We start from the raw sequence: 25,854 nt of genomic DNA, 5'->3' as shown, positions 1-25,854 counted from the left end.
AAAGCCGGAGCTGATCCCGGGCGCGAACGGGGGCTCGCCGCCACGACAACCTCACCAGCTTTTTGATGGACGCGCTCCATCCCATCGTCATTGCCCAGCTTGTCCGGGCAATCCAGCGTGTTGAACCATCGCGTGGACCACCCGGACGAGCCGGGTGGTGACGACGGAGGGGATGGGTTCGAAGGATGGTCTGAAGGCGGTTTATTCGCTTCGATTGGTGGGGCGCTGGTGTTGGCCTTGCCCTTCTTGGTGGCGAACGGTCTTTAGGATTGAGGGCAGATGCCCACCCCATCGTCATTGCCCGGCTTGTCCGGGCAATCCAATGTGTTGAACTATCGCCTGGACCACCCGGACGAGCCGGGTGGTGACGATCGAAGGGATGGGGCGGGGGATGCCCTGGCTGATGGACGGCCTGCCGTCTACCTGGCGTCGGCGCTGATATTCACTTTGCCCAGCAGCGAGGCGGGGTTTTCTTCGGCGGCGATGAAATCTTCCATGGCGAGGCCCGGATCATTCTTCGCGGTGATACCGATTTCGAGGGTTTTTGCCTCGCCCTTGATGAAACCGCCGACGGCATCGCCCAGCTTGGCTGCATCGGCGACCCCGGCCAGCAGGCTGATCAGAGTACCCTTGGCCAGATCGGCATAGATCGGACGCAATTGCGTGACGTCGCCGCCTTGCTCGGCAGCAACCATGTTCAGGACCAGGTCAACGAGGCCGGCATCGGACACGCTCATCGAGAGGCTTTTCACGGCCACGCTCATGCCGGCCATGAGGGCGGTGTTTTCATCCAGCGCGAACAGATCGGCGCTGGCATTGGCGATCGTGCCGGCGAGAGCGATGGTGCCCAGATCGACGCCGCTGGCAGAGATTTCCTTGATGGTGATGGTTTCGGAAGCCTCGTCCCAGGCGGCGGCGAGACGCAGGCTGGCGTCGACCTCGGTAATGCCCAGGGCTCGAAGCTGCTCGATGGCTTCGTCACCGCCCTCGGGTAGCGTCGCCTGCACATTGCTGGCCGAGATATCGATGTCGGAGGGGATGCCGTTGACGTAATTGGCCAGGGACAGGTCGAAGCCACCGATATTGGCGAGAATGCGGGCGTCTTCATCGTCGGGATCGGGAATGTCGATCGTCAGGCCGGCGAAGGAAAAGCCGTCCATAGCCGGAACGAGCAGGCGCGCATTTGCATCGAACCAGGCTTCATCGACATTGGCGGGCAGATTTTCCAACGTCGCGATGGCAGCGCTGAGGTCCATGGGCTTGATGGTGAGATTGTCGAGCGTGACCTCACCCTCGCCGTCCACCACGACGCTGAAGCCGTCCATGGCGATCGAGGGATAGATGCCGGGCGACATGGCACCCATCACGATGCCGGTAATGTCGAAATTCATGACCTGGCCATCATCGTCGAGGCCGTCGCAGGACATGCCGTCGAACCTGATTTCGGAAGTTTCGAAGGCGGTGAAAATGTCCGCATACATTCTGGCGACGTGGCCGATCAAAGCGGGATCGATGGAATCGGGATCGTCTTCCATCGCCTGGGCCAGCGCCATCATGTCAACGAAAGAGGTCTTGAGGGGCCTTGCCTTGAATTCGGCGCCCGAGACCGCGCCGATATTGCATTCCAACCCATCTCCCGTCAGGCTGCCGCCGCTGGCGGAGAAATCGGTGTAGATGGTCTCGATTGTCGTGCGGCCCCCGGTATCCACGAGGCCATAGACACCCAGCATGCCGCCGATGTCGAAATTGGCCGCCGACATGGTGCCGAAAGCGGCGTTGGCCTCGTCGCTGGATATGTCGATGCTGCCGAGGCTGATCGTCGTGGCAACGCCGTCCACCACGTTGGTCAGCACCAAGTCGTTGAGGGTGAAGACGGTTTGGGTGCTGGTCTCGCCGTGCCGGGTTGAAATGGCGACCGCGATTTCGGGCACGGTGATGCTGGCGGCGTCGAGCCCGGCCAGCGCGTCGGCGTTCTCGGCAATGGCGCCGGACAAAATGGCGGTAAGTACTTCGTCGGAGACGTTAGAATCCACTGCATCGAGGCTGGGGATGGAGACGGAATGATCGACGGCAAACGTAGGCGCGGGCGGCGTCTTGGTCTTGGTCTTGGTCTTCTGAGCCAAGGCCGGGCTGGCGGGCAGGGCGACGCTAAGCAGGCAGGCAGCGGCCAGAGCAGGAAGAGCGCGCAAGGCGGTTGAGTTGAAGACCATAAATTTCTCCCGTTTCATACGAAATTTCTGATGGGGGGCAGAATAAGATTCAACCGAAGACACCTCGGAGTCGAGGGGGGGTGAAGAATATGAATACAAGCGTGACAGCCGCGCCACGACCTGGCGCGGAAGGTTTGAGCGGGGGCTCCTTTGCCAAAGCCCTCGGGTCAGGCCCGAGGGTGACGCTTTGCGGGTGGGGAACAGGCCCCGCCTGCTCCGCCGAGATAGTCTCCCTCGCGCTCGAGGCGAGCATTCCTTGTTCTGCAACGACCTGAGGGTGGCATGTGGGGGCGGGCCTGACTTCAATAAATCGAGGTCAGAACTTCGATCTCCCGCTGCGCACCGGGACGCACTTCCACTTCGCGATTATAGACTTGGTCGCCCAGCTTCGCGAAGACGAGGTATTCGCCCTCGGAGAGCACGGCAGAGGGGAAGGCGCCGCGCTCGGTGAAAATCGTCGTGCCGTCGGCGCTCTTGACCGTCCATTCGACGTCGGCAATGGCCTCGCCGCCCGCTTCGGAAACCAGCTTGAACGAGACTTCGGAGGCGTGGTGATAAAGCGTGGCATCGGTCAGCTGGCCCGGCTCGACGCGCAGATCAGCGCGGACGACGGCATTGATCTGGCCGAAATGCGAAACGACCTGGTAGGTGCCGGCATTGAGCGTGACGATTTCGTTAGGAGGGATATTTTCGGCAACCACGGCTCGTTCGGCACCCGGGCCGGTGGTGAGGATGTCGAATTTCAGCAGAGACGGGGAAATGGCAATGTCGCCGGTGACGGCGGAATTGAGCCGCAAAGCGCCAGCCTCAAGCACGATGTCCAGATGGCTGCCGCCGGGCTGGACCGAGAGGTTTTCGCTGATCTGTGCCCGGCCATAGCCAAGGTGCACCACATATTCGCCGGGCGGTAGTTCGAGGCTGGCATTGCCGCTTTCCGTCTTGGCGACCAGCGCCAATTCGCCATTGGCGTCCGGCGCGGCATCAAAAACCCGCCAGATCAGGCCGCTGGGGATGGGCATGCCCTCGCCAGTTATGCGGGCCGTGAGGCTCACGGGTTGCGGCGCCCGGGTCAGTGCCGCGATTGCCTCTGTGGCCGCGCTTTGCTCAGCGGTCGGCACCGGCGGCGGAGGAGTTTCGGCGGCGTTGCGGTCGGGCCGGGGGCGGGGCAGGGGTGGAAAATCCGCCTGCTCCTGCGCCGCGACGGGCATGATGGAGACTGGCGGGAGGGCAAGGCCGGTCAATCCGAGAACTATCGCGATAAGCGCTACGAAACGCATGAGAACTCCCGGGCAGCCGTGTCGAAAGGGCGGCCGAATCCTTCCAGTAAAGCTAGACCGCGATTGGGGAAAAGCTGTGTCACAAACGGCAGGGCTTTTAAACAGGGCAGTGGCCGATCGCAGCTTTTTCGCGCTGTTCCCTTTGCCGTGGGCAGAGTTGGGGGGTATCAGTCTGCCGACAAAGGAGAATGTGATGCCTGCCAATCCCGCCCTGCGCGATTATCTGCTGACCCGCCGCTCGGTGGGGCTGGCCTTTCTCAAGGAGCCGGGGCCGTCGGCGGAAGAGATCGAAACCCTGTTGACCATTGCCACGCGGGTGCCCGATCACGGCAAGATCACGCCCTGGCGGCTGGTCGTCATCGAGGGCGAGGCGCGCCGTGCCGCCGGTGAGAGGCTGGCGGAGATCGCCGCGCGGCGCAATCCTGGCCTCGACGAAGCGGGGCTGGAGGTGGAGCGCAACCGTTTCCTGCCAGCGCCCCTCACCATCGGCGTGATTTCGGCTCCCAAGGACCATCCGAAAGTGCCGGAACTGGAACAGGTTCTGTCGGCGGGCAATGTCGCTTTCAATCTGGTGCATGGGGCCTTTGCCCTTGGCTATGCTGCATGCTGGGTGACGCGCTGGTTCACCTTCGATGCGGAGGCAGCGCAGATGCTGGGAGCCGGGCAGGGCGAGCAATTCGTTGGTTTCGTGCATGTCGGCACGCCTGCCACATTGATCGAGGACCGGCCCCGCCCGGCGCTGGCCGAGGTGGTGACGCGCTGGCAGGACAGATCTTAACCGCGCCTTAGGCTTGGTTAATGGCTTATTAACGCGTTACCGCAATGATCCGTTAACCTGCGATTCCCATGTGAAAGCCCGATAATGGGTGTTCAGCCGATTTCGATTCCCCAGAATCTCGCCAGCGCGCTGACATCGGCGAGCAATCGCAGCGGGGTGGATTTTGGCTATCTGTTGCAGACCGCGATCCGAGAAAGCAGCCTCAACCCGCAAGCCAAGGCGGGCACATCGTCGGCGGTGGGGCTGTTTCAATTCCTCGAAGGCACCTGGCTCCAGGTGATGAAGCAGGACGGACCGCGCCTGGGCTATCAGGCCTATGCCGACCAGATCGAGGTTTCCGGCGGCGATTATGTGGTGCGCGATCCGGCGCGGCGGGCCCAGATCCTGAAACTGCGCGAAGACCCGCAGATCGCCGCCGATCTTGCCGCCGCCTTCACACGGTCGAACGGCGACTATCTCAAGACGGCGTTCGGGCGCATGCCCAGCCCGGGTGAACTCTATATCGCGCATTTTCTCGGTGCGCAGGGCGCCGAGAAAATGTTTCGCGCCGGCCTGCAAAATCCCGATCAGGTGGCGGTCAATCTGTTTCCGCGGCAGGCGCAGGCCAATAGGGCGATTTTCTACGACCAGAGCGGAGCGGCGCGCACCATAAGGCAGGTCTATCAGGTGCTGACCGCCAAGCATGCGTCGGAGCCGAGCGCGAACTTTTCCACGCAGCAGGCTGCGGGGCAGGGCGCGGGCCGGGAATCGCCACCGCCAATCCCATCGCGCTTTTCGCGAGAAGACATGTCCTTTACCGGCCTGTTCCTGACCGAGCCCGAGGCGGCGACGAGGGCGATGGAGGATGGAGAAGTCGGCGCTGCATTCTTTACCCAGCTCTATCAGCAATAGTGGTGATTGGCGGCATTGTGCACCGGATCGCCCGGACGAGCCGGCAATGACGATGGCACGGGGAAGGCTAATTCTGTAAACTGTCGCGGATTGCGATGGGGTGGCGCTGATTGTCGGTGCTTGCCCGACGGCCCTGTTTTTCGGCAGGATATGCCCGCACTGAACATATCGGCACAGGTGGTTCGTGAAAGTTTTCATTACGGGTACAGCCGGGTTCATTGGATTTCATCTCGCGCGGCATCTGCTGGATGCGGGCCATGACGTGACTGGATATGACGGGGTTACCGATTATTACGATCCCGCCCTGAAGCGCGCGCGGCTCGAGATTCTGGCCCGGTCCGCCAAATTTCGGCAGGTCGAAGGCATGCTGGAAAATGCCGCATTGCTGTCGCAAAGCATAGCGGATGCCAGGGCCGACATTATCGTGCACCTGGCGGCGCAGGCGGGGGTTCGCTACAGCATCGAAGCGCCGCAGAGCTATATCCAGTCCAATCTGGTCGGCACCGCCAATCTATTGGAAGCGGCGCGCGCCACGCCGCCGCGACACCTGATTTTTGCCTCCACCAGTTCGGTCTATGGCGGCAATATCAAATTGCCCTTCGCCGAAACCGACCGCGCCGACGGACCGGTTTCGCTCTATGCGGCGACCAAGAAATCTGGCGAAGCCATGGTGCATTCCTATTCGCATTTGTTTGGAATTCCGGCGACCTGTCTGAGGTTCTTCACCGTCTATGGGCCTTGGGGGCGGCCCGACATGGCGCTGTTCAAATTCGCTAGCGCCATGTTCGAGGGCCGAGCCATCGACGTCTATGGACAAGGCAAGATGCGCCGCGACTTCACCTATGTGGACGATCTCATCAATGCCATTGCCGGCCTGATCCCGGTCGTGCCGGAAATGGGCCAGCCGGTCGCCCATGACAGTCTCTCGCCGGTGGCGCCCTTTCGGGTGGTGAATATTGGCGGCGGACATCCGACCGTTCTCATGGATTTCATCCGGGCAGTCGAGGACACTATCGGGCGCCCAGCGCAGATGAATATGCTGCCGATGCAGCAGGGTGACGTATTTGCCACCGATGCCGATACCAAGCTATTGGAGACCCTGGTCGGCAGGCTGCCTGCAACGCCTTTGGCCACGGGCGTGCGTCACTTCATCGACTGGTTCGGGCCTTATTACCGCTATACCGGGATCAGATGAGCGATATGCATGGAAGCAGCCTGAAATTTGGAACGAGTGGCCTGCGTGGCCTTGCCGTGGAACTCGAAGGGCAGTCGGCAAGGCAATATACCGCTGCGTTTCTGCGCCATCTCTCCCGGATCGGCATGATTGGGGGCGGGCAGGTGTTCCTCGCGCGTGACTTTCGCCCCTCCAGCGCCGCCATCCAGCGCGATTGCGCCATTGCCATTGCAGAGGCGGGTTTGTCGCCCATCGATTGCGGCGCCATCCCCACTCCGGCCCTTGCCAATCACGCCATGGCATTGGGTGGTCCGGCCATCATGATCACCGGCAGCCATATTCCGGCGGACCGGAATGGGCTGAAATTCTACCTGCCGGGCGGGGAGATCAGCAAAGCCGATGAAGCCGGCATAATGTCGGCGCTGCGCGACGAAGAGATTGCTGATCGGGATTTCGTTTCGCAGGACCAGTTCGAGCTGGCCTCGGAGCGCTATGTCGAGCGCTTCGACCATTTGCTGCCCAAGGAGGCGCTGGCGGGATTGCGTATCGGCGTTTTCGAACATTCCAGCGTGGCGCGCGACTTTCTGACCAGAATTCTCCGCCAATTCGGGGCGGAAACGATCAGTCTCGGACGCATTGACGGGTTCGTTCCGGTCGATACCGAGGCCTTTGGAGACGCGGTGTTCCAACCGTTGCGCAACTGGGTCGAACAGCATGGGCTCGACGCCGTGGTCTCGGCCGATGGCGATGGCGACAGACCGCTGCTTATGGACGCCAAGGGCGAGTTCGTGCGCGGCGACATTCTTGGGCTCGTCACCGCCGCTTATCTCGGCGCGCGCAGCGTGGTCACTCCGGTGACGTCCAATTCGGCCATCGAACGCATGGGCTATTTCTCCGCCGTCATCCGCACGCGGGTGGGATCGCCCTATGTGGTGGAGGGGCTTGCCAGAGCGGATGGGCCAGCCATTGGTTTCGAGGCCAATGGCGGAACCTTCGTCGGCAAGGACGTCATGACGAATGGGCGCCTCCTGTCGCCGCTGGAGACGCGCGACGCCATCTTGCCGCTGCTTTGCGTGCTGGGCGCGGCGGCAAAGCGTGGGCAGACTATCAACGCTCTGGTGGCGGATTTGCCGCTGCAAGTTGCACTCGCCGACCGTCTGCCCGACGTGCCGAGCGAGCGCAGCGCGCATTTCCTGCGGCGGCTTGGGGAAGAGAAGGACTATGCCGAGGCCCTGTTCGCACCTCGCCGTATCGGAAGGCTTTCGCCGATCGATGGCATGCAGTTTCACCTGTCGCCCCAAGGCATGGTGCATTTTCGAGCCTCGGGAAATGCGCCGGAACTGCGCTGCTATGTGGAGGCGCCGACGCTCGAGCTGGCACGCTCGCTGCTCGATTGGGGCATGGCCATCGCCGCGCGCGAGACCGGGGGCGGGGTCGATCTGGCTTTTTAGACTATCTGCTGCGCCGGCTTGACCTGCGGCTGGAAACCAGCTTCGTTACTCTACGTAGTGGCGGCGATGCCGGGGATGCGTCGTCCTATGCATGGCATGCGGGCCGATCTAATTGCCAGCTGGATATTGTTGTTGCGACGACGGCATGTGCGACGCCGGGTAAAGCTCATTCTACAGTCATAAATTCGTCGAGAGTACGATGACACTGTACGATTGGACCGCCATCGCGAATAGGCCGTCGCGGGACGCAGCCGTTGGCTCCGGCATGGCTGTCCTTGACGGACAAGGGCTGTGTCTCAGCCAGAGCGGGCTGAAGCTGCGCATGCAGAGCATTGCGGTTCCGGCGGCGGTGGACAGCCTTCGCGTCAATGGCTTTTCCAAGCGCGCGCTGGATCTTGCGCTGGCGTTTGTCGGGCTCGTGTTGTTGCTGCCCTTGCTGGTCGGCGTGGCCGTGCTGGTCAAGGTGACCAGTCCGGGGGCGGTTTTCTTCCGCCAGCAGCGCGAAGGCTTGGGCGGCAAGCTTTTTGACGTCTATAAATTCAGGTCGATGCGGGGCGGGTCGGACGTAGAGCAGATCACGCCGCTGGGACATTTCCTGCGCAAAACCAGCATGGATGAACTGCCGCAGCTCATCAACGTGCTGATGGGCGACATGTCGCTGGTCGGCCCTCGCCCGCACGTGCCCGATATGCGTGTTGCCGGCCGGCTCTATCGGGAGGTCGTGCCCTATTATCACCTGCGAACCAATGTCCGGCCGGGCCTTACCGGATGGGCGCAGGCCAATGGTTTGCGTGGACCGATAGCGGAGCCGGGATTGGCAGTGGACAGGATCAACCACGATATCGCCTATATTCAGAACTGGAGCCTGGCGCTGGATTGCCGGATCTTGCTGCGGACCCTGCGGCGCGAGTTCAGCGGTGGCACCGGCAGCTAGGCGAATTTGGCCGATGCCGGGCCCCGGACGAACGCATCAGGGGGGCGCCGGTCCCGTGTCGGCGTAGAGGCCGCCGGAGCGTCGAGAATAGGCGGGCGCGGAACGCTTTTGCTGGTTAAGCACGGGAATGAGCCGCGTATGCGCGCCGGTAGCCGCTTCCAGCGATAGCAGAGCCTTGCGGATGTCCTGCTGAGCAGTGGACGCCCAATTGACCACCATGAGCACCACGTCGGATTTTCGAGCAATGTAGGTGCCGTCCACGATCGGCCCGAGGGGCGGGGTATCCAGCACGACGATTTCGAAGGCCTGGGCGGCGGCATTCAGCAGGCGATCAAAATTCCGGCCGGCCACCAATTGATCCGTCGCGGCGCTGCTGGCCCGCGAGCCGATAAGAGTGAGCAGGCCGGTTTGCCGGTCTTCGGTCATCGCGGTGCGGAAATTGTCCAGCGGTGCGCCGGATTTCAGCGTGTTCGTCAGGCCCTCCGAGGCTTCCACGCCGAGATGATCATGCAGCGCCGGCCGCCGCAGGTCGCAATCGATCAGCAGAGTATTGCGGCCAGCCTGAGCATAGGACCGGGCCAGCGCCAGGGCCATAGTGGTTTTGCCCTCCAGGGGCGCGGCCGATGTGACCATGATGATCGGCGCGCGTTCTGGATCTGCGTCCAGCCTGACGGCGAGCGTGTGGTCAATCGTGGTGCGAATCCGCCTTATCGCTTCCGAAAATGTTGAAATCGGCGCGGTGACGACGAGATCGGCAATGCTGTGGTGATCGGGTTGTTTTTTGGCGCGGGGCACGGGCAGGGCGGTCTTGGTTCGGGCGATGATTGCCAGTTGATCGTCTGAGGTGATGCCGCCAACGAAGCGCTCGCAGAGAAATGCCACGATGATGCCGGCGGCGAGACCGATGGCCGCCGCGAGCAGCAACAGATTGGGAATATTGGGAAAGCTGGCGCTGCCTGGCCGCAAGGCCGGGGAAACCACCCGGCTATCGGCGAGCTGGAGCGCCGATTCCGCCTGCAATTGCTGGGACCGTGCCATCAACTGGTCGTATTGACGCCGGGCCAACTCAGCCTGCTGCTGCAGGTCGTAGATTTCGGCGAGCGTGTCGCGGGACAATCCGCCGGACAGAATGGCGGTTCGCAGGCTTTGGCGCGAGGATGTCTCAATGGCGTGCATGCGCTGGATTTCGGCCTGGCGGTCGGAAATGGCCTGGGTGCCCCGCGATTGCAGATTGTCTTCGACCTGCGCCAGGCGAGCTTGCAAATCCGTTTCGGCAGCAGTGGCGCCGCTACGCTCGAGCTGGTCGAGAAGCTCCTGTCTCTCCCGCTCCAGGCTGGTGACGGCGGCGTCGGCCAGACCTGTGGTAAAAGCAGCGTATTCGCGCTGAACCAATTGCATCTGCAATGACGCCATTTCGGTGGCTTCGGATTGGCGCAGGGCCGCGAGCATGCCGATTTCGGCATGAATGTCGGCGAGCTCGGCATTGCCGGTCTGCCGGATGATCGTGTCCAGATTGGTATCGATGAAACTGTCAAATGAGCCGTCGCTGTCGATGACGCTCTCGCGCGCGGCATTGACCTGCCCACGCAATACGTCGTGCGCATTCATGGTGCTCTGGATCTTGGCGGTGACTTGCGTGTCGATATAGGCCTTGGCCACCGCATTGGCCAAAAGCGCCGCCCGATCCGGATCGACCGAGCTTGCCGAAATGGACAACAGAAAGGTTCCCCGATGCCGCTTTGCGCTGACCCGTGCATCGAGCTTGCGCAACGTCTGGCGCAGCGCTTCCTCAGGATTGGGCGGGCTGGGTTCGCGTAGAAAAGACAGTAGGCCGGCAAGACCCTGATCGGGGCCGAATTCGTCGCTATCGACCAGATTTTCGCGCTCGATGACCGTGAGGAGCACATTGTCCGACCGAGCCAGCAATACCTCGCCTTCGACGCGGACATCGGCCGGCGGCGCGGGGCCAAGCTGGTTCTGCGGCAGAAGCAAATTTCTGTCGTACGGATCGACCATGACCAGCGTTGTCGCGGTGAATAGCGGGGTCATGGCGAAGACAAGCGCCGACGCAGCGACCAGAACGGCGAGAAAAACAGCGAGGATGAGGCGAAGCTGCCGCCCGAGAAAGCCTAAAATTGCGCGGAGATCGATTTCGGCTTCCATGAATGATCCTTGCAGGTCAAATCTGGTGACGCTCAAGCTCTTTGACGATGTAATCTTCAGCGCGAATATTCTTAATCACCACGGACGTCTCCCGAACTATTGCGCGATCCGATGAATTCGAATTTTTTTTCCGATGGATGGTGGCTGCGCTCAATATTCTGACCGTGTTGCGCCAGTATCTATGCATATTTGAAATGGCTCGACTACGGATGATCTGATTGGCCCGTGTTCTCGCACCGGGAGCCCGAAGGGCCTTCGCTCGCCGCAGTGGCGTACTTCACGATCCAGTGCCGTGTATGCCGAGGCTTGCACTGTCCAAATTCAGACACGGGTCTACGCTTTTGAGTTCTCGACAGCGCCTGGAAATATGACGCCAGCGGATTGACTTTCCACCGATAGTCACAAGGTGGAGGTATGGTTATCGACAAGTTGAAAATGTTGTGTGACATTAGTGAGAATACTCACTTCTTCTGAGCGCGGAGAGCAAAATCACGCTTGCTGTCCTGTGCGCATATTCTGCGGCTTCGCTTCAACGGAGCGACACGGCCGCGTATTTTTATTTGGCGTGAATAGACATTCATCTTTGTTTTTCTGGCAGGCTTTGGGGGGAAGTGGCCATGAACAACAGAAAAGTCGCCTTGATCACTGGCATTACGGGCCAGGATGGGGCCTATCTGGCGCAGCTTCTGCTCGAAAAGGGATATGTCGTCCATGGCGTGAAGCGGCGATCCTCGTCGTTCAATACCGAACGTATCGAACATATCTACGAGGATCCGCATGTCGTCGACCCGCGCTTCATACTGCATTACGGTGATCTCACCGACGCGACCAACCTGGTTCGCATCGTGCAGGAATGCCAACCCGACGAAATCTACAATCTGGCGGCGCAAAGCCATGTGCAGGTAAGTTTCGAGACGCCCGAATATACCGCCAATGCCGATGGTCTGGGCACGCTGCGCCTTTTGGAGGCGATCCGCATTCTCGGCTTGGTGGAGAAGGTTCGCTTCTATCAGGCTTCGACTTCGGAGCTCTATGGGCTGGCGCAGGAAGAACCGCAAAACGAGGCCACGCCCTTCTATCCCCGTTCACCCTATGCGGCGGCGAAGCTCTATGCCTATTGGGTCGTGGTGAACTATCGCGAGGCCTATGGCCTGCATGCCTCCAACGGCATCCTTTTCAATCATGAAAGCCCGCTGCGGGGCGAAACCTTTGTCACCCGCAAGATCACCCGGGCGGTGGCCGCAATCCATCTCGGGCGGCAGGAGAGGCTCTATCTCGGCAATCTGGACGCCAGGCGCGATTGGGGGCACGCGAGAGAATATGTCGATGGCATGTGGCGCATGCTTCAGCAGGACATCGCCGATGATTACGTGCTGGCAACCGGTGAGACCAATGCCGTTCGGGACTTCGCGGAATGGGCCTTTGCCGAAGTCGGCATCGTGCTGATCTGGCGGAGGGAGGGCAGCGAGGAGAAAGGCTATGACGCCGCCAATGGCCGATGTCTCGTGGAAGTCGATCCGCGTTATTTTCGCCCCACGGAACTGGAATTGCTGCGGGGCGATGCGACAAAGGCGCGGGAAAAGCTCGGCTGGAAGCCCACGATTTTAGCGCGCGAACTGGCGGCCGAAATGGTGCGCGAAGACCTGCGCGCGATGCGAGCCGCCGGACTGAAGGAGGACGCGCCATGTTTGACCTGACAGCCAAGCGCATCTGGGTCGCCGGACATCGGGGCATGGTGGGCAGTGCCATCGTCCGCAGGCTGGCCCGGGAAGGCTGCGAGGTAATCCTTGCCGGGCGCGACCGGGTTGACCTCAGACGGCAGGACCAGGTGGAGCGCTTTCTTGCCGAAGGCCGGCCGGATGGCGTCATCGTCGCGGCGGCAAAGGTGGGCGGCATTCTCGCCAATGACAGCTTTCCGGCGGAATTCCTCTATGACAACCTGATCATGGAAACCAATGTTATTCATGCGGCCCACGAGGCCGGCGTGAAGAAATTGCTGTTTCTCGGTTCCTCCTGCATCTATCCGAAATTTGCCGCGCAGCCGATTCGCGAGGACGCGCTGTTGACCGGCGCGCTTGAGCCGACCAATGAATATTATGCCATAGCCAAAATCGCCGGCATCAAGCTGTGCCAGGCCTATCGCCGCCAATATGGCGACGATTTCATCTCGGCCATGCCCACAAATCTATACGGTCCCGGCGACAATTTCGATCTTGCGTCCAGCCATGTCATGCCGGCGCTGATCCGCAAGGCGCATGAGGCCAAGGGCCGTGGCGCGGAGGAAATCGTCATCTGGGGCATGGGCACGGCGCGGCGGGAATTCCTGCATGTGGACGATTGCGCCGATGCCTGCGTGCATCTGTTCAAGACCTATTCGGGCGATGACCACGTCAATGTCGGCTCGGGGGAGGACATAAGCATTCATGAGCTGACGCTCATGATCGCCGCCGCAGTCGGCTTCGATGGCAGGGTGGCGCACGATCTGAGCAAGCCTGACGGCACGCCGCGCAAGTTGATGGCAATTGATAAGCTTCGCAGCTTGGGTTGGGAACCGAGGATCGGGCTCAAGAGAGGGATCGAAGAGGTCTATTCCTGGTTTCTCGCCCATTTGGCGGAGGCCTGCGGCGCATGAAAATCCTCATAATTGGACTCAATTACGCGCCTGAAAAAATCGGTATCGCCGTCTATACGACGGGCATGGCCGAGGACTTTGCCAGTCGCGGCCACAAGGTTCAGGTCGTCGCGGGCCGGCCCTATTATCCAGCCTGGAAAATCATGGACGGCCACAATGCGCTGGCCGTTGGGCGCGGGATCGAGCGCGGCGTCGATATTACGAGGGTGCCGCATTATGTCCCGCGCAACCCATCGGGAGCGAAGCGTCTGCTGCATCATGCCAGCTTTGCCCTGAGTGCGCTCGTTCCAGCACTATCGAGGGCAATAGCCTGGCGTCCCGACGTTGTGCTCACGATTGCGCCATCGCTGATCGCTGCCCCTATTGCCCGGATGGCGGCAGCGCTTTGCGGCGCGCGCAGCTGGCTGCATATTCAGGATTTCGAGCTGGAAGCCGCCTTCGCCATGGGCCTGCTCAAGGATGGCAAGAGGGCCGGGTGGCTGGCGCGCTGGCTCGAAGCCAAGGTGCTGGGCGCCTTCGACAGCGTCAGCGCCGTTTCTCCGCAAATGTGCAGAAAATTGGCCGAGAAGGGCGTAGCGGCGGAGCGGATCGCCGAGTTCCGCAACTGGGCCGATATTGAGGCGATCCGGCCGATGCACGAGCCCTCGCCCTATAGGGCGGAATGGAACATCACCACGCAGAAAGTGGCGCTCTATTCAGGCGCCATTGCCAATAAGCAGGGCATTGAAATCGTGGTCGAGGCGGCGCGGCTGCTCCGGAACCAGAAGGACCTCACCTTCGTGATCTGCGGCGAAGGGCCAAATCGCGCCAGTCTCGAACGCCAGGCGATTGGGCTGGACAATATCCAGTTCCACGACCTGCAACCACAGGAGCGGTTCAACGCTCTGCTCGGGCTGGCCGATATTCACCTCTTGCCGCAAGTCGCGACCGCCGCCGACCTCATGCTGCCTTCCAAGCTGACCGGCATATTGGCATCGGGACGTCCGGTGGTGGCAACGGCGGACAAAGGCACAGGATTGGCCATAGAGGTCGAGGGTTGTGGTCTGGTGACGCCGCCGGGCGACGCCGCCGCTTTTGCCGGCGCGATAATGCAATTGGCACATGGAAATGGCTATCGCAAAATGGCCGAAGAGGCCCGGCGCAGAGCCGAACAGAAATGGGACGGGCAGGCCATTCTCGGCGCGCAGGAAGCGCGGCTGGTGGCCGAAAACACTTGCCTCAACAGGGTCCGGAAGCGAAAAAATGCACGAGCATTACAATATCCTCGGGCGAGGTGAACTCGGCGGAAGATCCAATATTGGTTTTGTTGCTGCTCTGGCATGCACTATGCCGTTCCTGCTGCTGGTTGATTTTAGCTTTGTGTATGTCGTCTATGTATTAATTTCCCTGTATTTGTTTTTTGTCAGAACTTCGTTTGTCCTGAGTGCCGTCCATATCGCAAAATTCGCGCTTTTATCGCTATTACTGGTGTTTTACGCGGGAAATGCCGCAAGCCTTGTCAATCTAGGCGCAATTCTGGCTGCCGATATCTTCATCGTTTTGTTTTCGTATGCGCTGTCGCAAATGGATTTCCGCCGAGCGCTGCACCTTTCCGTCCTGGCCCTGGCGGCGGTGCTGGTCGCAGGAATAGCGTTCTCGGTGTTGCTTGCCGAAACCCTGTCCCTGGCTGATCCATTTGCCGATCTGGCCGCAGGGGCGCGGCTACGCATTTTGAACGAGCGGACTTCAGGGCACAGTCTGGCCATTGACCTGTCGATTCTCGTGTTTTTGGCTCTTGCTTGCGGCGCGACCTTTTTCGCCAAGAGCGTCAGATTTTTTCTTATCGGAATTTTGCTCTCGATAATCCTGCTATCGAAATCATCGGCAGCCTATATTGCAATTTTTCTGGTTTTTTATGCGCTGTCTCTGGAAATATTGTTCAATGACAATCGCATGAAATCGGTAATTCATTTGACGAGTGTCGGAATTATCGTCGTTTTTACATTGGATGCAGAGCTGCTTAATTTCGCGATGGAGACGGTGCGGGCCGTCGCTGGGCAGGATCAGGCCGACTATCTCGGCGATTTTACTGCGGGGCGGGCGCTTCTCAATGCGGTCATGCTGGAAGCTGCTGGGCAAGCACCCCTGTTTGGCCACGGCCACGATGCCGAGGTGTTGCGGTATGGCGTCGGTTTTTGGACGCTCGAAGGTGGCGGCGCCATATCGGAATCCTCGTTCAGAATTGCAGCGAAATACGGCTATCCCTTCTTCATTCTGACGATGGCAGCTTTCCTGCTGCATCTGACGGCACTGTCCTTCAAGAGCAGGTCAATGCGGAGGTTTTTTGTTCCGCTGATCTATGTGGTCGTGGTCATGGCGGCCAATGGATCGGCATTTGAGACCCCGCATGCCAATCAATATTGGATCTATGGAGTTCTGAGTTCCGTGTGCTTTTTTTACAGGGGAACGGGACGGAAACTGGCTGCGTGACGATCGGCAAAAAGCAGTCGAAATATCGGTGAGGGGATGCGTATTTCAGATGTTCGGCCCATAAATCGAAATCTTGCGGCCCAGCTTTACAGTCAGGCGACGATTATCGTCGTGCAATTGGGTTCGGTGCCGCTGCTCATTTCGGCCTGGGGCATCGAATCCTACGGCATTTGGGTTGTGCTGACCGCCTTACCCGCCGCGCTGGCCTTCAGCGATTTCGGCTTCACCTTCATCGCCAAGAACGACATGGCCATGCGCGTTGCCGCCGGAGACCGGGACGGTGCGCTGCAAAGCTTTCAAAGCATTTTGGCGTTGCTTGGACTGGTCCTGCTCTTTGTCGGCATTTTGATCGGAGCGGCGCTTTTTCTGCTGCCCATTGAGGCAATGCTGCATCTCGGCCCGGAGGCCGCAGGCGCGGCGAAGGCGGTACTTGGCGCGCATATTCTGTCGCTGCTGCTCTATCAGTTCTGCCTGCTGTTTTATGCCGGTATTCGGTGCGAAGGCCATGCGGCGGCGGAAACAGTTCTGGCCGCATCCTGGCGACTTGGCGAGGCGGCGGCCTTCATTGCCGTCGCCCTGACTGGCGGCGGGTTGGCGCTGGCGGCTCTCGCTGGCCTGGCCATCAGAATAGGCAATATCGTCTTCCTCCTCGTCTGGCTTCGAGTCAACGTGCCCTGGCTGAAGATCAGTTTTTCTCAAGCCCGGCTTTCGCGGGCGAAAGAGCTTGCCGGTCCCGCTCTCAGCTACATGCTGGTACCCATCAGCCATGCAGTTCTGATCCAGGGGCCAGTCATCATATTGGGGGCCATTGCCACCCCGGTGGTGGTGACGCTGTATGCGGTCACGCGCAGCGTGAGCCGGCTCGGGATAGCCGCCGCCAACATGATCAATCTCGCCTTCACACCCGAATACAGCTTTGCCTATGGTCGGCGGGATTTGCCGCGACTGCGAAACTATTTTCGCTTTCACGCCGCACTGCTGGCCGGGGGCGTGTTGCTCTATCTCGGCCTGATGCAGGTTGCCGGCGGTTTTGGTGTCGGGTTGCTGTCGCGTGGTGAGGTGGTGCCCGTGGCGGCGCTGACCGGCTTCATGGCAATCGGTGTCGTGGCCGAGATGCTTTGGTCAGGTCTTTTCTCCCCCCTGTCGGCGATCAACGCTCACCGGGCCATTGCCCTGCTGCTGGCTGTGAGCAGCGCTGCAAGTCTTGTGGTTTCGGTCGCATTTGCCGCAACGTCTATTGATTTGGCGGTATCGGTCAGTGCGGTCCATGTGGTGGTGCTGCTCGCTTCCGCCCTGCTGTTCGCCAGAACCTACAGGACCGATCTTGCGACGCTGGGCGCAAGTCCGGTTAAGGCAGGGCCATGACGAGGGCCGGGGGCAGGGTGGTTTTTCTGGCGCTCGATGCGTGGTCTTGCCTTGGCGGCATGCAAGCGTTCAACCGGCGGGTGGCGGCGAGTCTGGCCGATATTTCCGCCGCCTCTGACCCAATCCCGTGCATCCATGTCCTGCGCGATATTGACCAAGACATGCCGAAAGACGTGCGGGCCTTGGCGAGGGGGTACGATACAGACCGTTTCAGCTTTGCCTGGGCCACGCTGCGGGCGGCTCGCAGCGCCGATACGCTGCTGCTCGGCCATATCAATCTCCTACCTTTGGGCTGGCTGGCGAAAGCGTTCAAGCCCCGGCTCAGGCTGATTTTATTCGTTCATGGCATCGAGGTGTGGGACGATCCGGCATATCGGCGCCGGCGTTGGTACGAGCCGGCGCTGCTGCGCGCAGTCGCTTGTGTGGCATCGGTCAGCCAGGAAACGGCACGCATCATGGCGGAGCGCCTCAACGTCCCGGCCAGCAGATTTGCCATATTGCCCAATGCGATAGACGGCCCTGTCAGGGTGAAGCCGACCTCTCCGCAACAGCCGGTCTTTCTCTGCGTGACCCGCATGGAGGCGCATGATCATGGCAAGAATATCGATAAGCTGCTCCAGGCCTTTGCGCTCATGCCCAGAGAAAGCGGGGCGGTGCTCGAGATTATCGGGGATGGCGCTTTGCGGCCGCGATTGCAGGCGCTCAGTGAAACGCTCGAGGGGAGCGAGCGCGTGAGGTTTCTTGGCCGGGTCAGCGATGATGAACGTGATGCCGCCTACCGGCGCGCCAGCGCTTTCGTGTTGCCGTCAACAAAAGAAGGGTTTGGCATCGTCTATCTCGAAGCCTGGAAACATGGGCTTCCAGTGATCTGCGGCCATGTTGGAGGTGCACGGGACATCGTGACGGATGGTGAGGACGGTTTTGTGGTCGATCCGGAAAATATCGTTGACCTGGCATCCTCCATGCGTCGCCTCGCCACCAATCCCAGCCGCGCTGCCGTCATGGGACGAAAGGGGGCACAAAAGCTCACGGCGTCATATCTCGATGACAGCTTCCGCAAAAACCTGTCGCTACTGCTGACGGAGGCATTGTGAACATCCTCCGCGTCATTGCCAGCATCGACCCGCGGGATGGCGGACCAGTGGAAGGTCTGATGCACTGTGCCGACGCCATGCGCATGAGGGGACACGACACCGAGGTGGTAACGCTGGACGAGCCGGGCTCGGCCCATGTCGCCGCCTTTCCTTACCCGGTGCATCCGCAGGGGCGCATGATCAGGCGTTATGGCTATACGCCGAAGCTGGCGCGCTGGATCGCCCGAAATGCCAGTCGCTTCGATGCCGCCGTGATCCATGGCCTGTGGAACCACGCTTCTGTCGGCAGCTGGCAGGGGCTCCAAAGGTCGGGGCTGCCCTATGTGGCCTTTACCCATGGCATGATGGATCCGTGGTTCCGCGATACCTATAGGGTCAAGCATGTCGCAAAACAGATTTTCTGGACTTTGTGGCAGGGTAAAGTTTTGCGGGACGCCTCGGAGGTGCTGTTCACCTCCGAACAAGAGCGATTGTCGGCCCGGGGCGTCTTCTACGGTCATGCCTATCGGGAAACGATCATTGCCTATGGGACGACGGTGCCGCCGCCGGAATCAGCAGCACAGCGCGAGGCCTTTCATGCCTTGGTCCCGGCTCTCGGGGCGCGGCCCTATTTGCTGTTCCTGTCGCGGCTGCACGAGAAAAAGGGCTGTGACCTGCTGGTCGAGGCCTTCGCCAAAATCGCCTCGGCGCAGCCGGGCACCGATCTGGTCATTGCCGGTCCGGATGCCGGCGGCTTGCAGGCGCGATTGCAGGGCTGGGCAGCGGATGCGGGTATTGCCGGGCGTATCCACTGGCCCGGCATGTTGAGCGGCGCGGCGAAATATGGCGCATTCTACGGGGCCGAGGCGTTTGTTTTGCCCTCGCATCAGGAAAATTTCGGGATCGCGGTGGCCGAGGCGATGGCCTGTGGCACCCCGGTGTTGATCACCGACAAGGTCAATATCTGGCGCGAGATTGCTGCGACGGGCAGCGGGCTGGTCGAACCGGATAGTACGGAGGGTGTCGCCGGGCTATTGCGGCGCTGGTTTGCGCTGACGCCTGCGGCTCGCGGCGAGATGGGCGAGCGGGCAAGGGAGTGTTTCCGGCAGCGCTTTCATATTGACGCCGCCGCTGCCGATCTTGAGCTGGCATTGGAACGCGCGAGGAGAACGAAATGAGCGTGCTTGACGCCAGGCAACTCAATCCGCGTGAGGGTGGCCCGAGTTTTTCCCTGAAGCACCGGCTTCTGCGGCTAGCCTGGGGCACAGTTTGGGGGCTGCTCGGGCGCTGGACCCCGGTTCCCTTCCATGCCTGGCGCCGGTTGTTGCTGCGTTGCTTCGGAGCCAGGATCGACAGGACGGCCAGAATCTATCCGTCAGCCAGCATCTTTTATCCACCCAATCTGGAAATGGGTGCCCATTCGGTTATGGGGCCGGGCGTGATCTGCTATTGCATGGACCGCCTATTTGTCGGCGACTACGCGATCATCTCCCAGCGGGCGCACCTTTGTGGCGGCACGCACGATCCCGACGATGCCTGGTTCCAGCTCCAGCCCAGGCCGATTGTCATCGAGCGCAAGGCGTGGATCGCCACTGAGGCTTTTGTTGGACCGGGCGTGACCGTCAAGGAGGGCGCGTTGGTCGGGGCGCGGGCGGTCGCCGTAAACGACGTTTCGGCCTGGGAAATATGGGCCGGAAATCCGGCCCGCAAGATCAGGGATCGATCACCCTTCTGAGCCAGCGGCCCCGCCGACGGGTCACCAGCCCCGCGCCAGCGTCGCCGCCACCATTTCCCGTGCCACGATGGCATTTCCGGCTGGGTTGAGGTGAATATTGTCGGTGCGCAGGGATGCCGGCACGGTGTCGCGCGTAATCCAGATCGCATCCGCCACTGGATCGGCGGCGGCGATCAGGGCGCTACGTATGTCCACGTAGCGCGAGCCGTAAAGCGAAGCGAGATCGGCGTTGAGCTGCATCAAAGTGGCATAATTTGCGCCTCCGGCAAACTCGCTCTCATAATTGCCATTGCAGATGCTGCCCACCAGATAGCGGCTGTGGCCGAGATGGGCGACCATGGCCGCTATGTCGGTCTTGACGCTGGCCGGATTGACGAAATTGTTGCGCCCCGACCAGATCCAGGCGGTATGGCGCCGCAGCGAATTGGCCTCGTCCGGCACGAAGACCGAGCCGGGCGGGCAGGAAATTGCCGGGCCGAAATCGTCGCGCAGGAAGCTCCAATTGCCCGCGCTATCGGTGCTGATGACGCCATGGATACCGGCCAGTCTGCCGGAGATCGTGCCGGTGAAATTGCCGCTGTCGAACAGCACATTGATGGATTTTTCGATTATCGCGACGGGCGTCGCAATTTCGACGACCGGCTGGGTGAGCAGTAATTCCTGGGCTTCCGAGCCGGATAACCATGCCGCCAGCGCCAGGTAATTCGCGGGTGTGGTGGCAAGCGCATTGGCAAGAGTTGTTCGGACGCCATTGGCGAAGGAGCGGTTCGTTGTCACCCATGCGCCGCCTGCGCCGGTGGCGTTCCCGGTATTGACCAGCCCGATTTCCTGCACCTGGTTCGGGAATCTTGATACGGTGGCACTGATCCTGACAATGCTGTCGGCAACGGCGCCGAACGCGGTTGCCGGTCCGAGCAAGCGCCGGGCGGAAGCGTTGGCCACACCACCCGATTGCGTGATCCGCAAGGTATCAGGGCCGGTGGCGATCATGCTCACACTGGATGGGTTGATGGCGCTGGTCGCGTCCGTGGTGATCCACCCATCCGAGCCGCCGGAAAAGTCCCATGTCAGGCGCGATGCCATGGGGATGGTATTGCCCGCCAGCGTCACGGTGATGGCAATCCCGCCCTGCCTTGCCGCAATTGCCGTGGAGCTTTGATGGCCGACGCCCCGATTGACGATGGCGCGGGGCGGATCGAACAGGGTAGCTGCTGGGGCCACGTAGCCCCGTGTCATGCTGTCTCCCCAGGCGACGATGGGCGAACGTGCCGGAACAGAGCCGACACTGACCCTCTGGCCAATGTCGATCATTGCCGCCCGGCCGGTCAGCGCCAGACTTCCACCGAGCCCCAGCATCAATAAAGCCCGACAATGGCGCTGGCGGTAGACGCTGCCAATACCTTGACCGCGCGGATCGGTATCAGCGCCCCGTCAGGCAGGTTTTGGAAGGTGACGATGCCACCCCATTTCATCTCAACGCTCAGTGAACCGCCAATGCCGATATAGAGCGCGCGCGGAACGATGGACAGGGCCGCGCTATCGCTGGGCGTTACGGAATAGGCTCCGGACGCTGGCGCTGTCAGGCCAGATGCCATGTCTTGATATTGGTCGCTCATGATTGCTCCCCATGCTGGAGACGCCAATATGGCGCGGGGGCAGGGACGCGGGAGTAAGGCGGATAAGTTGGTACACACTCAAAGCTGGGCGGCGGGCATGGCGTGTGCCGCCGATGCGAACGAGGGTCAGGCGCGGCCGAATTCGTCTTCGATGCGAATAATGTCGTCTTCGCCAAAATAGGATCCGGTCTGAACCTCGATCAGTTCCAGCTGGATTTTCCCTGGATTGGCCAGCCGGTGCACGCAGCCCAGTGGCAGGTAGATGGACTGGTTTTCGGTCAGAGTGGTCACAATGCCATCCACGGTCACTTCGGCTGTGCCGCGCACCACGATCCAGTGTTCGGCGCGGTGGTGGTGCTTCTGCAGGCTGAGCTTCTTGCCAGGTTTGACGAAGAGACGCTTTACCTGAAAACGATCCCCGTTCAGCACCGAGGAATACCCGCCCCAGGGCCGATAGGCTGTGCGGTGGATTTCCGTCAGTGACGCCGTCTCCTTTCTGGCGCGCAGGCGCTTGACCATGTCGCCCACCTGCTGGGCCTGAGAAACGCGGCTGACATAGACCGCGTCATTGGTGGCGATGACGGCGACATCATCGAGACCGCTGACCGCCACATGGGCATGGTCGCTTATCACCAGAGAATTGGAGACATCGGTCAGCGTGACCGCCCCCTGGGTGACATTGCCCGCCGCATCGGCAGAGCCGTTTTTCCAAACGGCATCCCAACTGCCGAGATCGGACCAGGCAAAGTCCACCGCCACGACCGAGGCGTGGTCGGTCTTTTCGAATATGGCATAGTCGACCGAAATATTCGGCGCCAGGGCGAAGGTTGTCTCGTCCAGCCGGATGAAGTCGAGGTCTTCTCGGGCGGCGTTGACGGCGGCTTCCGCCGCTGCATGGGTGTCGGGGGCCAGCCGCTGCGCTTCGGCGAGAAAATGGCCGCAGCCGAGCATGAACATGCCCGAGTTCCAGAAATATCCGCCATCGGCGAGCATCTGCGCAGCGCGGGCGGCATCGGGTTTTTCGACAAAGCGCTCCACCCGCCTGGCGTCGCCGCCGACCGTCGCATCAGACCTGATATAGCCGAAACCCGTTTCGGGGTGGGTGGGGCGGATACCGAACGTGACCAATTGGCCATCGGCGGCGGCCGCAATGGCCCGGTCAACAGCCGACCAATAGCCGGCATCGGCATTTACCTGATGATCGGAGGGCAGGACGTGGATCACGGCATCAGCGCCGAAATGCTGTGCGATATAGGTTGCGGCGGCGCTGATGGCCGCTGCGGTATTGCGCGCGGTAGGCTCCAGCAGAACGGCGGTGAGTTCCATGCCCTGTTCCGCAGCCTGTTCGCCGACAATGAAGCGGTATTCGGAATTGGTGATAACCACTGCCGGAGCGTAGCGCTTGTCCGCGATCCGTTCGAGCGTCTGCTGGTAGAGGCTGGTCGGCCCCGTCAGCGGCAGGAATTGTTTGGGGCGCGCGGCACGCGACATAGGCCAAAGCCGGGTTCCCTGGCCACCAGCAAGGATCAGAGGAACAACGACAATGCTCATGGAACTATCTACTCCGGTGGTCGGTCGAAGGGCACCATATACATTAAATTCGTGAGGGTGTCGCTTTTCCGGCACTACGTATCATCCGCCGTGGTTACCCGAATTCGCTCGCAGCAAATGATGTTAACGGCGTCTCTCTTCGACCTGCCACAAATCGGAAGGCCGTGTGCGCGGAGCCTTTTGTGCAGGTCTAGGGCTGAATCAGGCGTGTCGCCACGGCCTCGAGCTTATGGTGAACCGTTCCTTAAACTCTCGTCTCTAGGTTATCCGGCGTGGCTGGAGTAGGCGTAATGATCGGGTATCAGGCTTTTGCGGACTTTTCGCAGTCCAGCGACAGCAATGAGCGAGGGCATGCGGCCCATCTGGCGGCGCTCACCTATCTCGATCATCGCGGTTCCATCGAGGAACATGCCGCGCTCTATGCGGCCCTGATCGGATTCCTCGATGATCCTTCGGTAAAAGTGCGTGCGGCCCTGGCCTATGGATTGCTGCATTCCACTGAAGCGCCGCGCCCGATCATCCTCTCATTGCTGCGTGACAGCCCGATCATTTCGCGAGCCATTCTGCAATACTCGCCTCTGCTTGTGGATGCCGATCTCATGCCGATCGTGCGGGCAGGGAACGCGGCGGCGCTGCTGGCGATTGCGCAGCGCGCCACCGTCAGCGAGCGGGTCGCAGCCGGGCTGCTGGCGCGCGATGATCACAGCCTGACCTTGCGGCTGGTGCGCCGGCGGGATGTGCCCTTCGCGCCGGCCGTCCTGCAAGCGCTGGCGGACACGCATGGAGACGATGCTCAGCTTCGCGGCGCAATGCTGGCTCGCCACGACCTGCCGCCGCCAGCGCGCGTGGTTCTGGTGCGTCGCGCTGCCGAAAGCCTGCGCCAATGCCGGCTGGTAAAAGGCGCTCTCGCCCCCGAGAGGCTGGACCGGCTGCTGCGGGACGGCACCGATATGGCTGTGTCCGTCATTGGCGAGACAGCCGATGCGTCCCCCGATTTTGTGGAACAACTGATCGGCACGGATCAGGTCAATACGCGCCTGCTGCTGCAATCCATGGTCACCGGCCATGTCATGTTCTTTTCCGCCTGCCTGGCATCGCTGGGGCAGGTGAGCCGCGACAAGGTCTTCGGGCTCCTCGAAAACGGCAGTCGTGCGGCGCTCAACGCGCTTTTCGTCCGCTGCGGGCTGAGTTCCGCTGTCGCGCGGATGTTCGTTCGCATGGTGATGCATGCGCGTATTGCGGACCTCTCCGACGACCTTGCCGCCCGCCACTACGTGGTCACGGCACTGACCGAGGAATTGCTGGCGGAATTCGAAGGCGACATTCCGGCGGAACTGGAAGAGACGTTTATCTATCTCAGCGAGCAGAATGTGAGCCTCGCCCGGCAGGCGGCGCGGGGTGTCATGCGGGCCTTTGTTCAGTCCCGCACCGAAATGCTGCACTTGCCGGCGGCTTGATCTAAGCCCCCATTTCATAGCGGTTCCGAACCGCAGAGCCGCTTTCGCCAATGCTGGTAACGCTCTAGAAGCGGAACTGCTCGCTCAATACCCGCTCTTCCAGGCTAGTGCCCGGATCGAATAGCAGCGTGACGCGCTGGCTACGGTCTTCCCGCACGGTGACTTCGCGCACATTCTGGAATTCCACATTATCGGCGACGGCGCTGACCGGACGCTTCTCGGCCTCGCGGGTCACGAATTTCACGACCGCGCGGTTGGACAGGATGGCGCCACGCCAGCGGCGGGGCCGAAACGGGGAGATCGGCGTCAGTGCCAGCAATTGCGCCTCGATCGGCAGGATCGGGCCGTGGGCCGACAAATTATAGGCCGTGGAGCCTGCCGGGGTGGAGAGCAGCGCGCCGTCGCAGATCAGCTCTTCCAGGCGGGATTCGCCATCGACGAAAATCTGCAACTTGGCGGCCTGATACGAGGACCGGAACAATGACACTTCGTTAATGGCCAGCGCCGAATGGGTTTCTCCTGAGGAGTCGAGCACCGTCATCGACAGCGGATATATGTGGGTACGGTGGGCGGCGGCGAGGCGCTTGTCCAGCTCATCTTCGCTGAACTCGTTCATCATGAAGCCGACCGAGCCGAAATTCATGCCATAGGCCGGGATGTTGCTGCCCATGACACGATGCAAGGTCTGCAGCATCAGACCGTCACCACCAAGGGCGACAACAAAATCGGCACTCGCGATGGGGGTCTTGCCATAGCGGGCGCGCAGATGGTCCGCTGCGTCATTGGCCGCCGGCGTATTGTTGGTCACGAAGCAAATTCTGGGGTCTGCCACGTGCGGCCTCCGAAAATTGAGCCTCCCTAGCATGGGCCTCGCGCGGGCGTCCATCCCGCGGCGGGCAGGGGCGCGGCTGTCAAGTCAAACCGTGGTGCGCCCCTCGTTGTCGAGGACACGCAGCGCGTGGCTGAAACGGTCGAGAGACACCCGCGTCTGCTTGCGGCGTAATTCCGTCAGCACAATGTTCTGGTGCTGCAGCAATTTCTTGCGCCGATGGTCCAGGTTGATGCGCCGCATATCCGT

The 25,854-nt window shown here is 61.1% G+C and carries 22 protein-coding genes; 14 read left to right on the top strand and 8 right to left on the bottom strand.

Going from position 1 to position 25,854, the window contains the following annotated elements:
* Positions 1-419 precede the first annotated feature (419 nt).
* Entirely contained in the window at positions 420-2,210 is a 1,791-nt protein-coding gene (locus H0482_RS02880; RefSeq protein WP_193728500.1) for a hypothetical protein, read from the bottom strand.
* 302 nt (positions 2,211-2,512) lie between these two features.
* On the bottom strand, positions 2,513-3,487 hold the full coding sequence (locus H0482_RS02875) for a hypothetical protein (RefSeq protein WP_193728499.1): 975 nt from the start codon (positions 3,485-3,487) through the stop codon (positions 2,513-2,515).
* Between the two features lie 193 nt (positions 3,488-3,680).
* Here H0482_RS02875 and H0482_RS02870 point away from each other — a divergent pair, with 193 nt between their 5' ends.
* From H0482_RS02870 to H0482_RS02850, 5 genes are all read left to right on the top strand, one after another.
* Positions 3,681-4,265, top strand: a complete 585-nt coding sequence (locus tag H0482_RS02870; protein WP_193728498.1) for a nitroreductase family protein — start codon at positions 3,681-3,683, stop codon at positions 4,263-4,265.
* 84 nt (positions 4,266-4,349) lie between these two features.
* The gene (locus H0482_RS02865; RefSeq protein ID WP_193728497.1) at positions 4,350-5,156 is read left to right on the top strand and encodes a transglycosylase SLT domain-containing protein; all 807 of its coding nucleotides are present in this window, start codon (positions 4,350-4,352) and stop codon (positions 5,154-5,156) included.
* Between the two features lie 184 nt (positions 5,157-5,340).
* Positions 5,341-6,351: an NAD-dependent epimerase/dehydratase family protein gene (locus H0482_RS02860; protein WP_193728496.1), complete on the top strand. Its 1,011-nt coding sequence runs from the start codon at positions 5,341-5,343 to the stop codon at positions 6,349-6,351.
* A complete protein-coding gene (locus H0482_RS02855) occupies positions 6,348-7,781 on the top strand; it encodes a phosphohexomutase domain-containing protein (RefSeq protein ID WP_230989421.1) in 1,434 nt (477 codons plus the stop codon). Before H0482_RS02860 ends, H0482_RS02855 begins: the two co-directional genes overlap by 4 nt.
* A 199-nt stretch (positions 7,782-7,980) precedes the next feature.
* Positions 7,981-8,715 (top strand): sugar transferase, encoded by a 735-nt coding sequence (locus H0482_RS02850; protein WP_230989420.1) that lies wholly within the window; start codon positions 7,981-7,983, stop codon positions 8,713-8,715.
* A 36-nt stretch (positions 8,716-8,751) separates the two neighbouring features.
* Here the strand turns inward: H0482_RS02850 and H0482_RS02845 are convergent, their stop codons facing one another.
* Positions 8,752-10,878, bottom strand: coding sequence for a GumC family protein (locus tag H0482_RS02845; protein ID WP_193728495.1), 2,127 nt, complete (start codon positions 10,876-10,878; stop codon positions 8,752-8,754).
* Positions 10,879-11,495: 617 nt separating this feature from the next.
* Here H0482_RS02845 and gmd point away from each other — a divergent pair.
* The 8 genes from gmd (at position 11,496) to H0482_RS02805 (ending at position 20,152) form a co-directional block, all read left to right on the top strand.
* Positions 11,496-12,575 (top strand): GDP-mannose 4,6-dehydratase, encoded by a 1,080-nt coding sequence (gene gmd / locus H0482_RS02840; protein WP_193728494.1) that lies wholly within the window; start codon positions 11,496-11,498, stop codon positions 12,573-12,575.
* Positions 12,563-13,510: a GDP-L-fucose synthase gene (gene fcl / locus H0482_RS02835; protein WP_230989419.1), complete on the top strand. Its 948-nt coding sequence runs from the start codon at positions 12,563-12,565 to the stop codon at positions 13,508-13,510. The genes gmd and fcl overlap by 13 nt, the downstream gene beginning before the upstream one ends.
* Complete coding sequence (locus H0482_RS02830; protein WP_193728493.1) at positions 13,507-14,787, top strand: WcaI family glycosyltransferase; 1,281 nt, start codon at positions 13,507-13,509, stop codon at positions 14,785-14,787. Before fcl ends, H0482_RS02830 begins: the two co-directional genes overlap by 4 nt.
* The gene (locus H0482_RS02825; protein ID WP_193728492.1) at positions 14,753-15,979 is read left to right on the top strand and encodes a hypothetical protein; all 1,227 of its coding nucleotides are present in this window, start codon (positions 14,753-14,755) and stop codon (positions 15,977-15,979) included. Before H0482_RS02830 ends, H0482_RS02825 begins: the two co-directional genes overlap by 35 nt.
* Positions 15,980-16,231: 252 nt before the next feature.
* Complete coding sequence (locus tag H0482_RS02820; RefSeq protein WP_193728491.1) at positions 16,232-17,344, top strand: polysaccharide biosynthesis protein; 1,113 nt, start codon at positions 16,232-16,234, stop codon at positions 17,342-17,344.
* The gene (locus tag H0482_RS02815; protein ID WP_193728490.1) at positions 17,341-18,438 is read left to right on the top strand and encodes a glycosyltransferase family 4 protein; all 1,098 of its coding nucleotides are present in this window, start codon (positions 17,341-17,343) and stop codon (positions 18,436-18,438) included. Before H0482_RS02820 ends, H0482_RS02815 begins: the two co-directional genes overlap by 4 nt.
* A complete protein-coding gene (locus tag H0482_RS16855; protein WP_193728489.1) occupies positions 18,435-19,595 on the top strand; it encodes a glycosyltransferase in 1,161 nt (386 codons plus the stop codon). The genes H0482_RS02815 and H0482_RS16855 overlap by 4 nt, the downstream gene beginning before the upstream one ends.
* The gene (locus H0482_RS02805; RefSeq protein ID WP_193728488.1) at positions 19,592-20,152 is read left to right on the top strand and encodes an LbetaH domain-containing protein; all 561 of its coding nucleotides are present in this window, start codon (positions 19,592-19,594) and stop codon (positions 20,150-20,152) included. Before H0482_RS16855 ends, H0482_RS02805 begins: the two co-directional genes overlap by 4 nt.
* 21 nt (positions 20,153-20,173) lie before the next feature.
* On the opposite strand, the gene H0482_RS02800 is transcribed toward H0482_RS02805, so the two are convergent.
* From H0482_RS02800 to H0482_RS02790, 3 genes are all read right to left on the bottom strand, one after another.
* Positions 20,174-21,508 (bottom strand): hypothetical protein, encoded by a 1,335-nt coding sequence (locus tag H0482_RS02800; protein WP_193728487.1) that lies wholly within the window; start codon positions 21,506-21,508, stop codon positions 20,174-20,176.
* The gene (locus tag H0482_RS02795; RefSeq protein ID WP_193728486.1) at positions 21,508-21,768 is read right to left on the bottom strand and encodes a spike base protein, RCAP_Rcc01079 family; all 261 of its coding nucleotides are present in this window, start codon (positions 21,766-21,768) and stop codon (positions 21,508-21,510) included. Before H0482_RS02795 ends, H0482_RS02800 begins: the two co-directional genes overlap by 1 nt.
* 126 nt (positions 21,769-21,894) lie before the next feature.
* On the bottom strand, positions 21,895-23,319 hold the full coding sequence (locus H0482_RS02790) for a mannose-1-phosphate guanylyltransferase/mannose-6-phosphate isomerase (RefSeq protein ID WP_193728485.1): 1,425 nt from the start codon (positions 23,317-23,319) through the stop codon (positions 21,895-21,897).
* Positions 23,320-23,609: 290 nt separating this feature from the next.
* Here H0482_RS02790 and H0482_RS02785 point away from each other — a divergent pair, with 290 nt between their 5' ends.
* Positions 23,610-24,776 (top strand): DUF2336 domain-containing protein, encoded by a 1,167-nt coding sequence (locus tag H0482_RS02785; protein ID WP_193728484.1) that lies wholly within the window; start codon positions 23,610-23,612, stop codon positions 24,774-24,776.
* Between the two features lie 64 nt (positions 24,777-24,840).
* Here the strand turns inward: H0482_RS02785 and H0482_RS02780 are convergent, their stop codons facing one another.
* Positions 24,841-25,641 (bottom strand): NAD kinase, encoded by an 801-nt coding sequence (locus H0482_RS02780; RefSeq protein ID WP_193728483.1) that lies wholly within the window; start codon positions 25,639-25,641, stop codon positions 24,841-24,843.
* 51 nt (positions 25,642-25,692) lie between these two features.
* The gene (locus H0482_RS02775; RefSeq protein WP_193728482.1) at positions 25,693-25,848 is read right to left on the bottom strand and encodes a hypothetical protein; all 156 of its coding nucleotides are present in this window, start codon (positions 25,846-25,848) and stop codon (positions 25,693-25,695) included.
* Positions 25,849-25,854 lie beyond the last annotated feature (6 nt).

Source organism: Devosia faecipullorum (assembly GCF_015158295.1).
Classification (GTDB): Bacteria; Pseudomonadota; Alphaproteobacteria; order Rhizobiales; family Devosiaceae; genus Devosia; species Devosia faecipullorum.
Note: the sequence above shows the minus strand (reverse complement) of the source record. Positions and strands in the feature narration are given on the sequence as shown.

Bases quoted from the DNA above. Each gene is read 5' to 3' on its own strand.
- H0482_RS02880 (WP_193728500.1), bottom strand. From the start codon at position 2,210: ATGGTCTTCAACTCAACCGCCTTGCGCGCTCTTCCTGCTCTGGCCGCT.
- H0482_RS02875 (WP_193728499.1), bottom strand. From the start codon at position 3,487: ATGCGTTTCGTAGCGCTTATCGCGATAGTTCTCGGATTGACCGGCCTT.
- H0482_RS02870 (WP_193728498.1), top strand. From the start codon at position 3,681: ATGCCTGCCAATCCCGCCCTGCGCGATTATCTGCTGACCCGCCGCTCG.
- H0482_RS02865 (WP_193728497.1), top strand. From the start codon at position 4,350: ATGGGTGTTCAGCCGATTTCGATTCCCCAGAATCTCGCCAGCGCGCTG.
- H0482_RS02855 (WP_230989421.1), top strand. From the start codon at position 6,348: ATGAGCGATATGCATGGAAGCAGCCTGAAATTTGGAACGAGTGGCCTG.
- H0482_RS02850 (WP_230989420.1), top strand. From the start codon at position 7,981: ATGACACTGTACGATTGGACCGCCATCGCGAATAGGCCGTCGCGGGAC.
- H0482_RS02845 (WP_193728495.1), bottom strand. From the start codon at position 10,878: ATGGAAGCCGAAATCGATCTCCGCGCAATTTTAGGCTTTCTCGGGCGG.
- gmd (WP_193728494.1), top strand. From the start codon at position 11,496: ATGAACAACAGAAAAGTCGCCTTGATCACTGGCATTACGGGCCAGGAT.
- fcl (WP_230989419.1), top strand. From the start codon at position 12,563: ATGTTTGACCTGACAGCCAAGCGCATCTGGGTCGCCGGACATCGGGGC.
- H0482_RS02830 (WP_193728493.1), top strand. From the start codon at position 13,507: ATGAAAATCCTCATAATTGGACTCAATTACGCGCCTGAAAAAATCGGT.
- H0482_RS02825 (WP_193728492.1), top strand. From the start codon at position 14,753: ATGCACGAGCATTACAATATCCTCGGGCGAGGTGAACTCGGCGGAAGA.
- H0482_RS02820 (WP_193728491.1), top strand. From the start codon at position 16,232: ATGCGCGTTGCCGCCGGAGACCGGGACGGTGCGCTGCAAAGCTTTCAA.
- H0482_RS02815 (WP_193728490.1), top strand. From the start codon at position 17,341: ATGACGAGGGCCGGGGGCAGGGTGGTTTTTCTGGCGCTCGATGCGTGG.
- H0482_RS02805 (WP_193728488.1), top strand. From the start codon at position 19,592: ATGAGCGTGCTTGACGCCAGGCAACTCAATCCGCGTGAGGGTGGCCCG.
- H0482_RS02800 (WP_193728487.1), bottom strand. From the start codon at position 21,508: ATGCTGGGGCTCGGTGGAAGTCTGGCGCTGACCGGCCGGGCGGCAATG.
- H0482_RS02795 (WP_193728486.1), bottom strand. From the start codon at position 21,768: ATGAGCGACCAATATCAAGACATGGCATCTGGCCTGACAGCGCCAGCG.
- H0482_RS02790 (WP_193728485.1), bottom strand. From the start codon at position 23,319: ATGAGCATTGTCGTTGTTCCTCTGATCCTTGCTGGTGGCCAGGGAACC.
- H0482_RS02785 (WP_193728484.1), top strand. From the start codon at position 23,610: ATGATCGGGTATCAGGCTTTTGCGGACTTTTCGCAGTCCAGCGACAGC.
- H0482_RS02780 (WP_193728483.1), bottom strand. From the start codon at position 25,641: ATGCTAGGGAGGCTCAATTTTCGGAGGCCGCACGTGGCAGACCCCAGA.
- H0482_RS02775 (WP_193728482.1), bottom strand. From the start codon at position 25,848: ATGCGGCGCATCAACCTGGACCATCGGCGCAAGAAATTGCTGCAGCAC.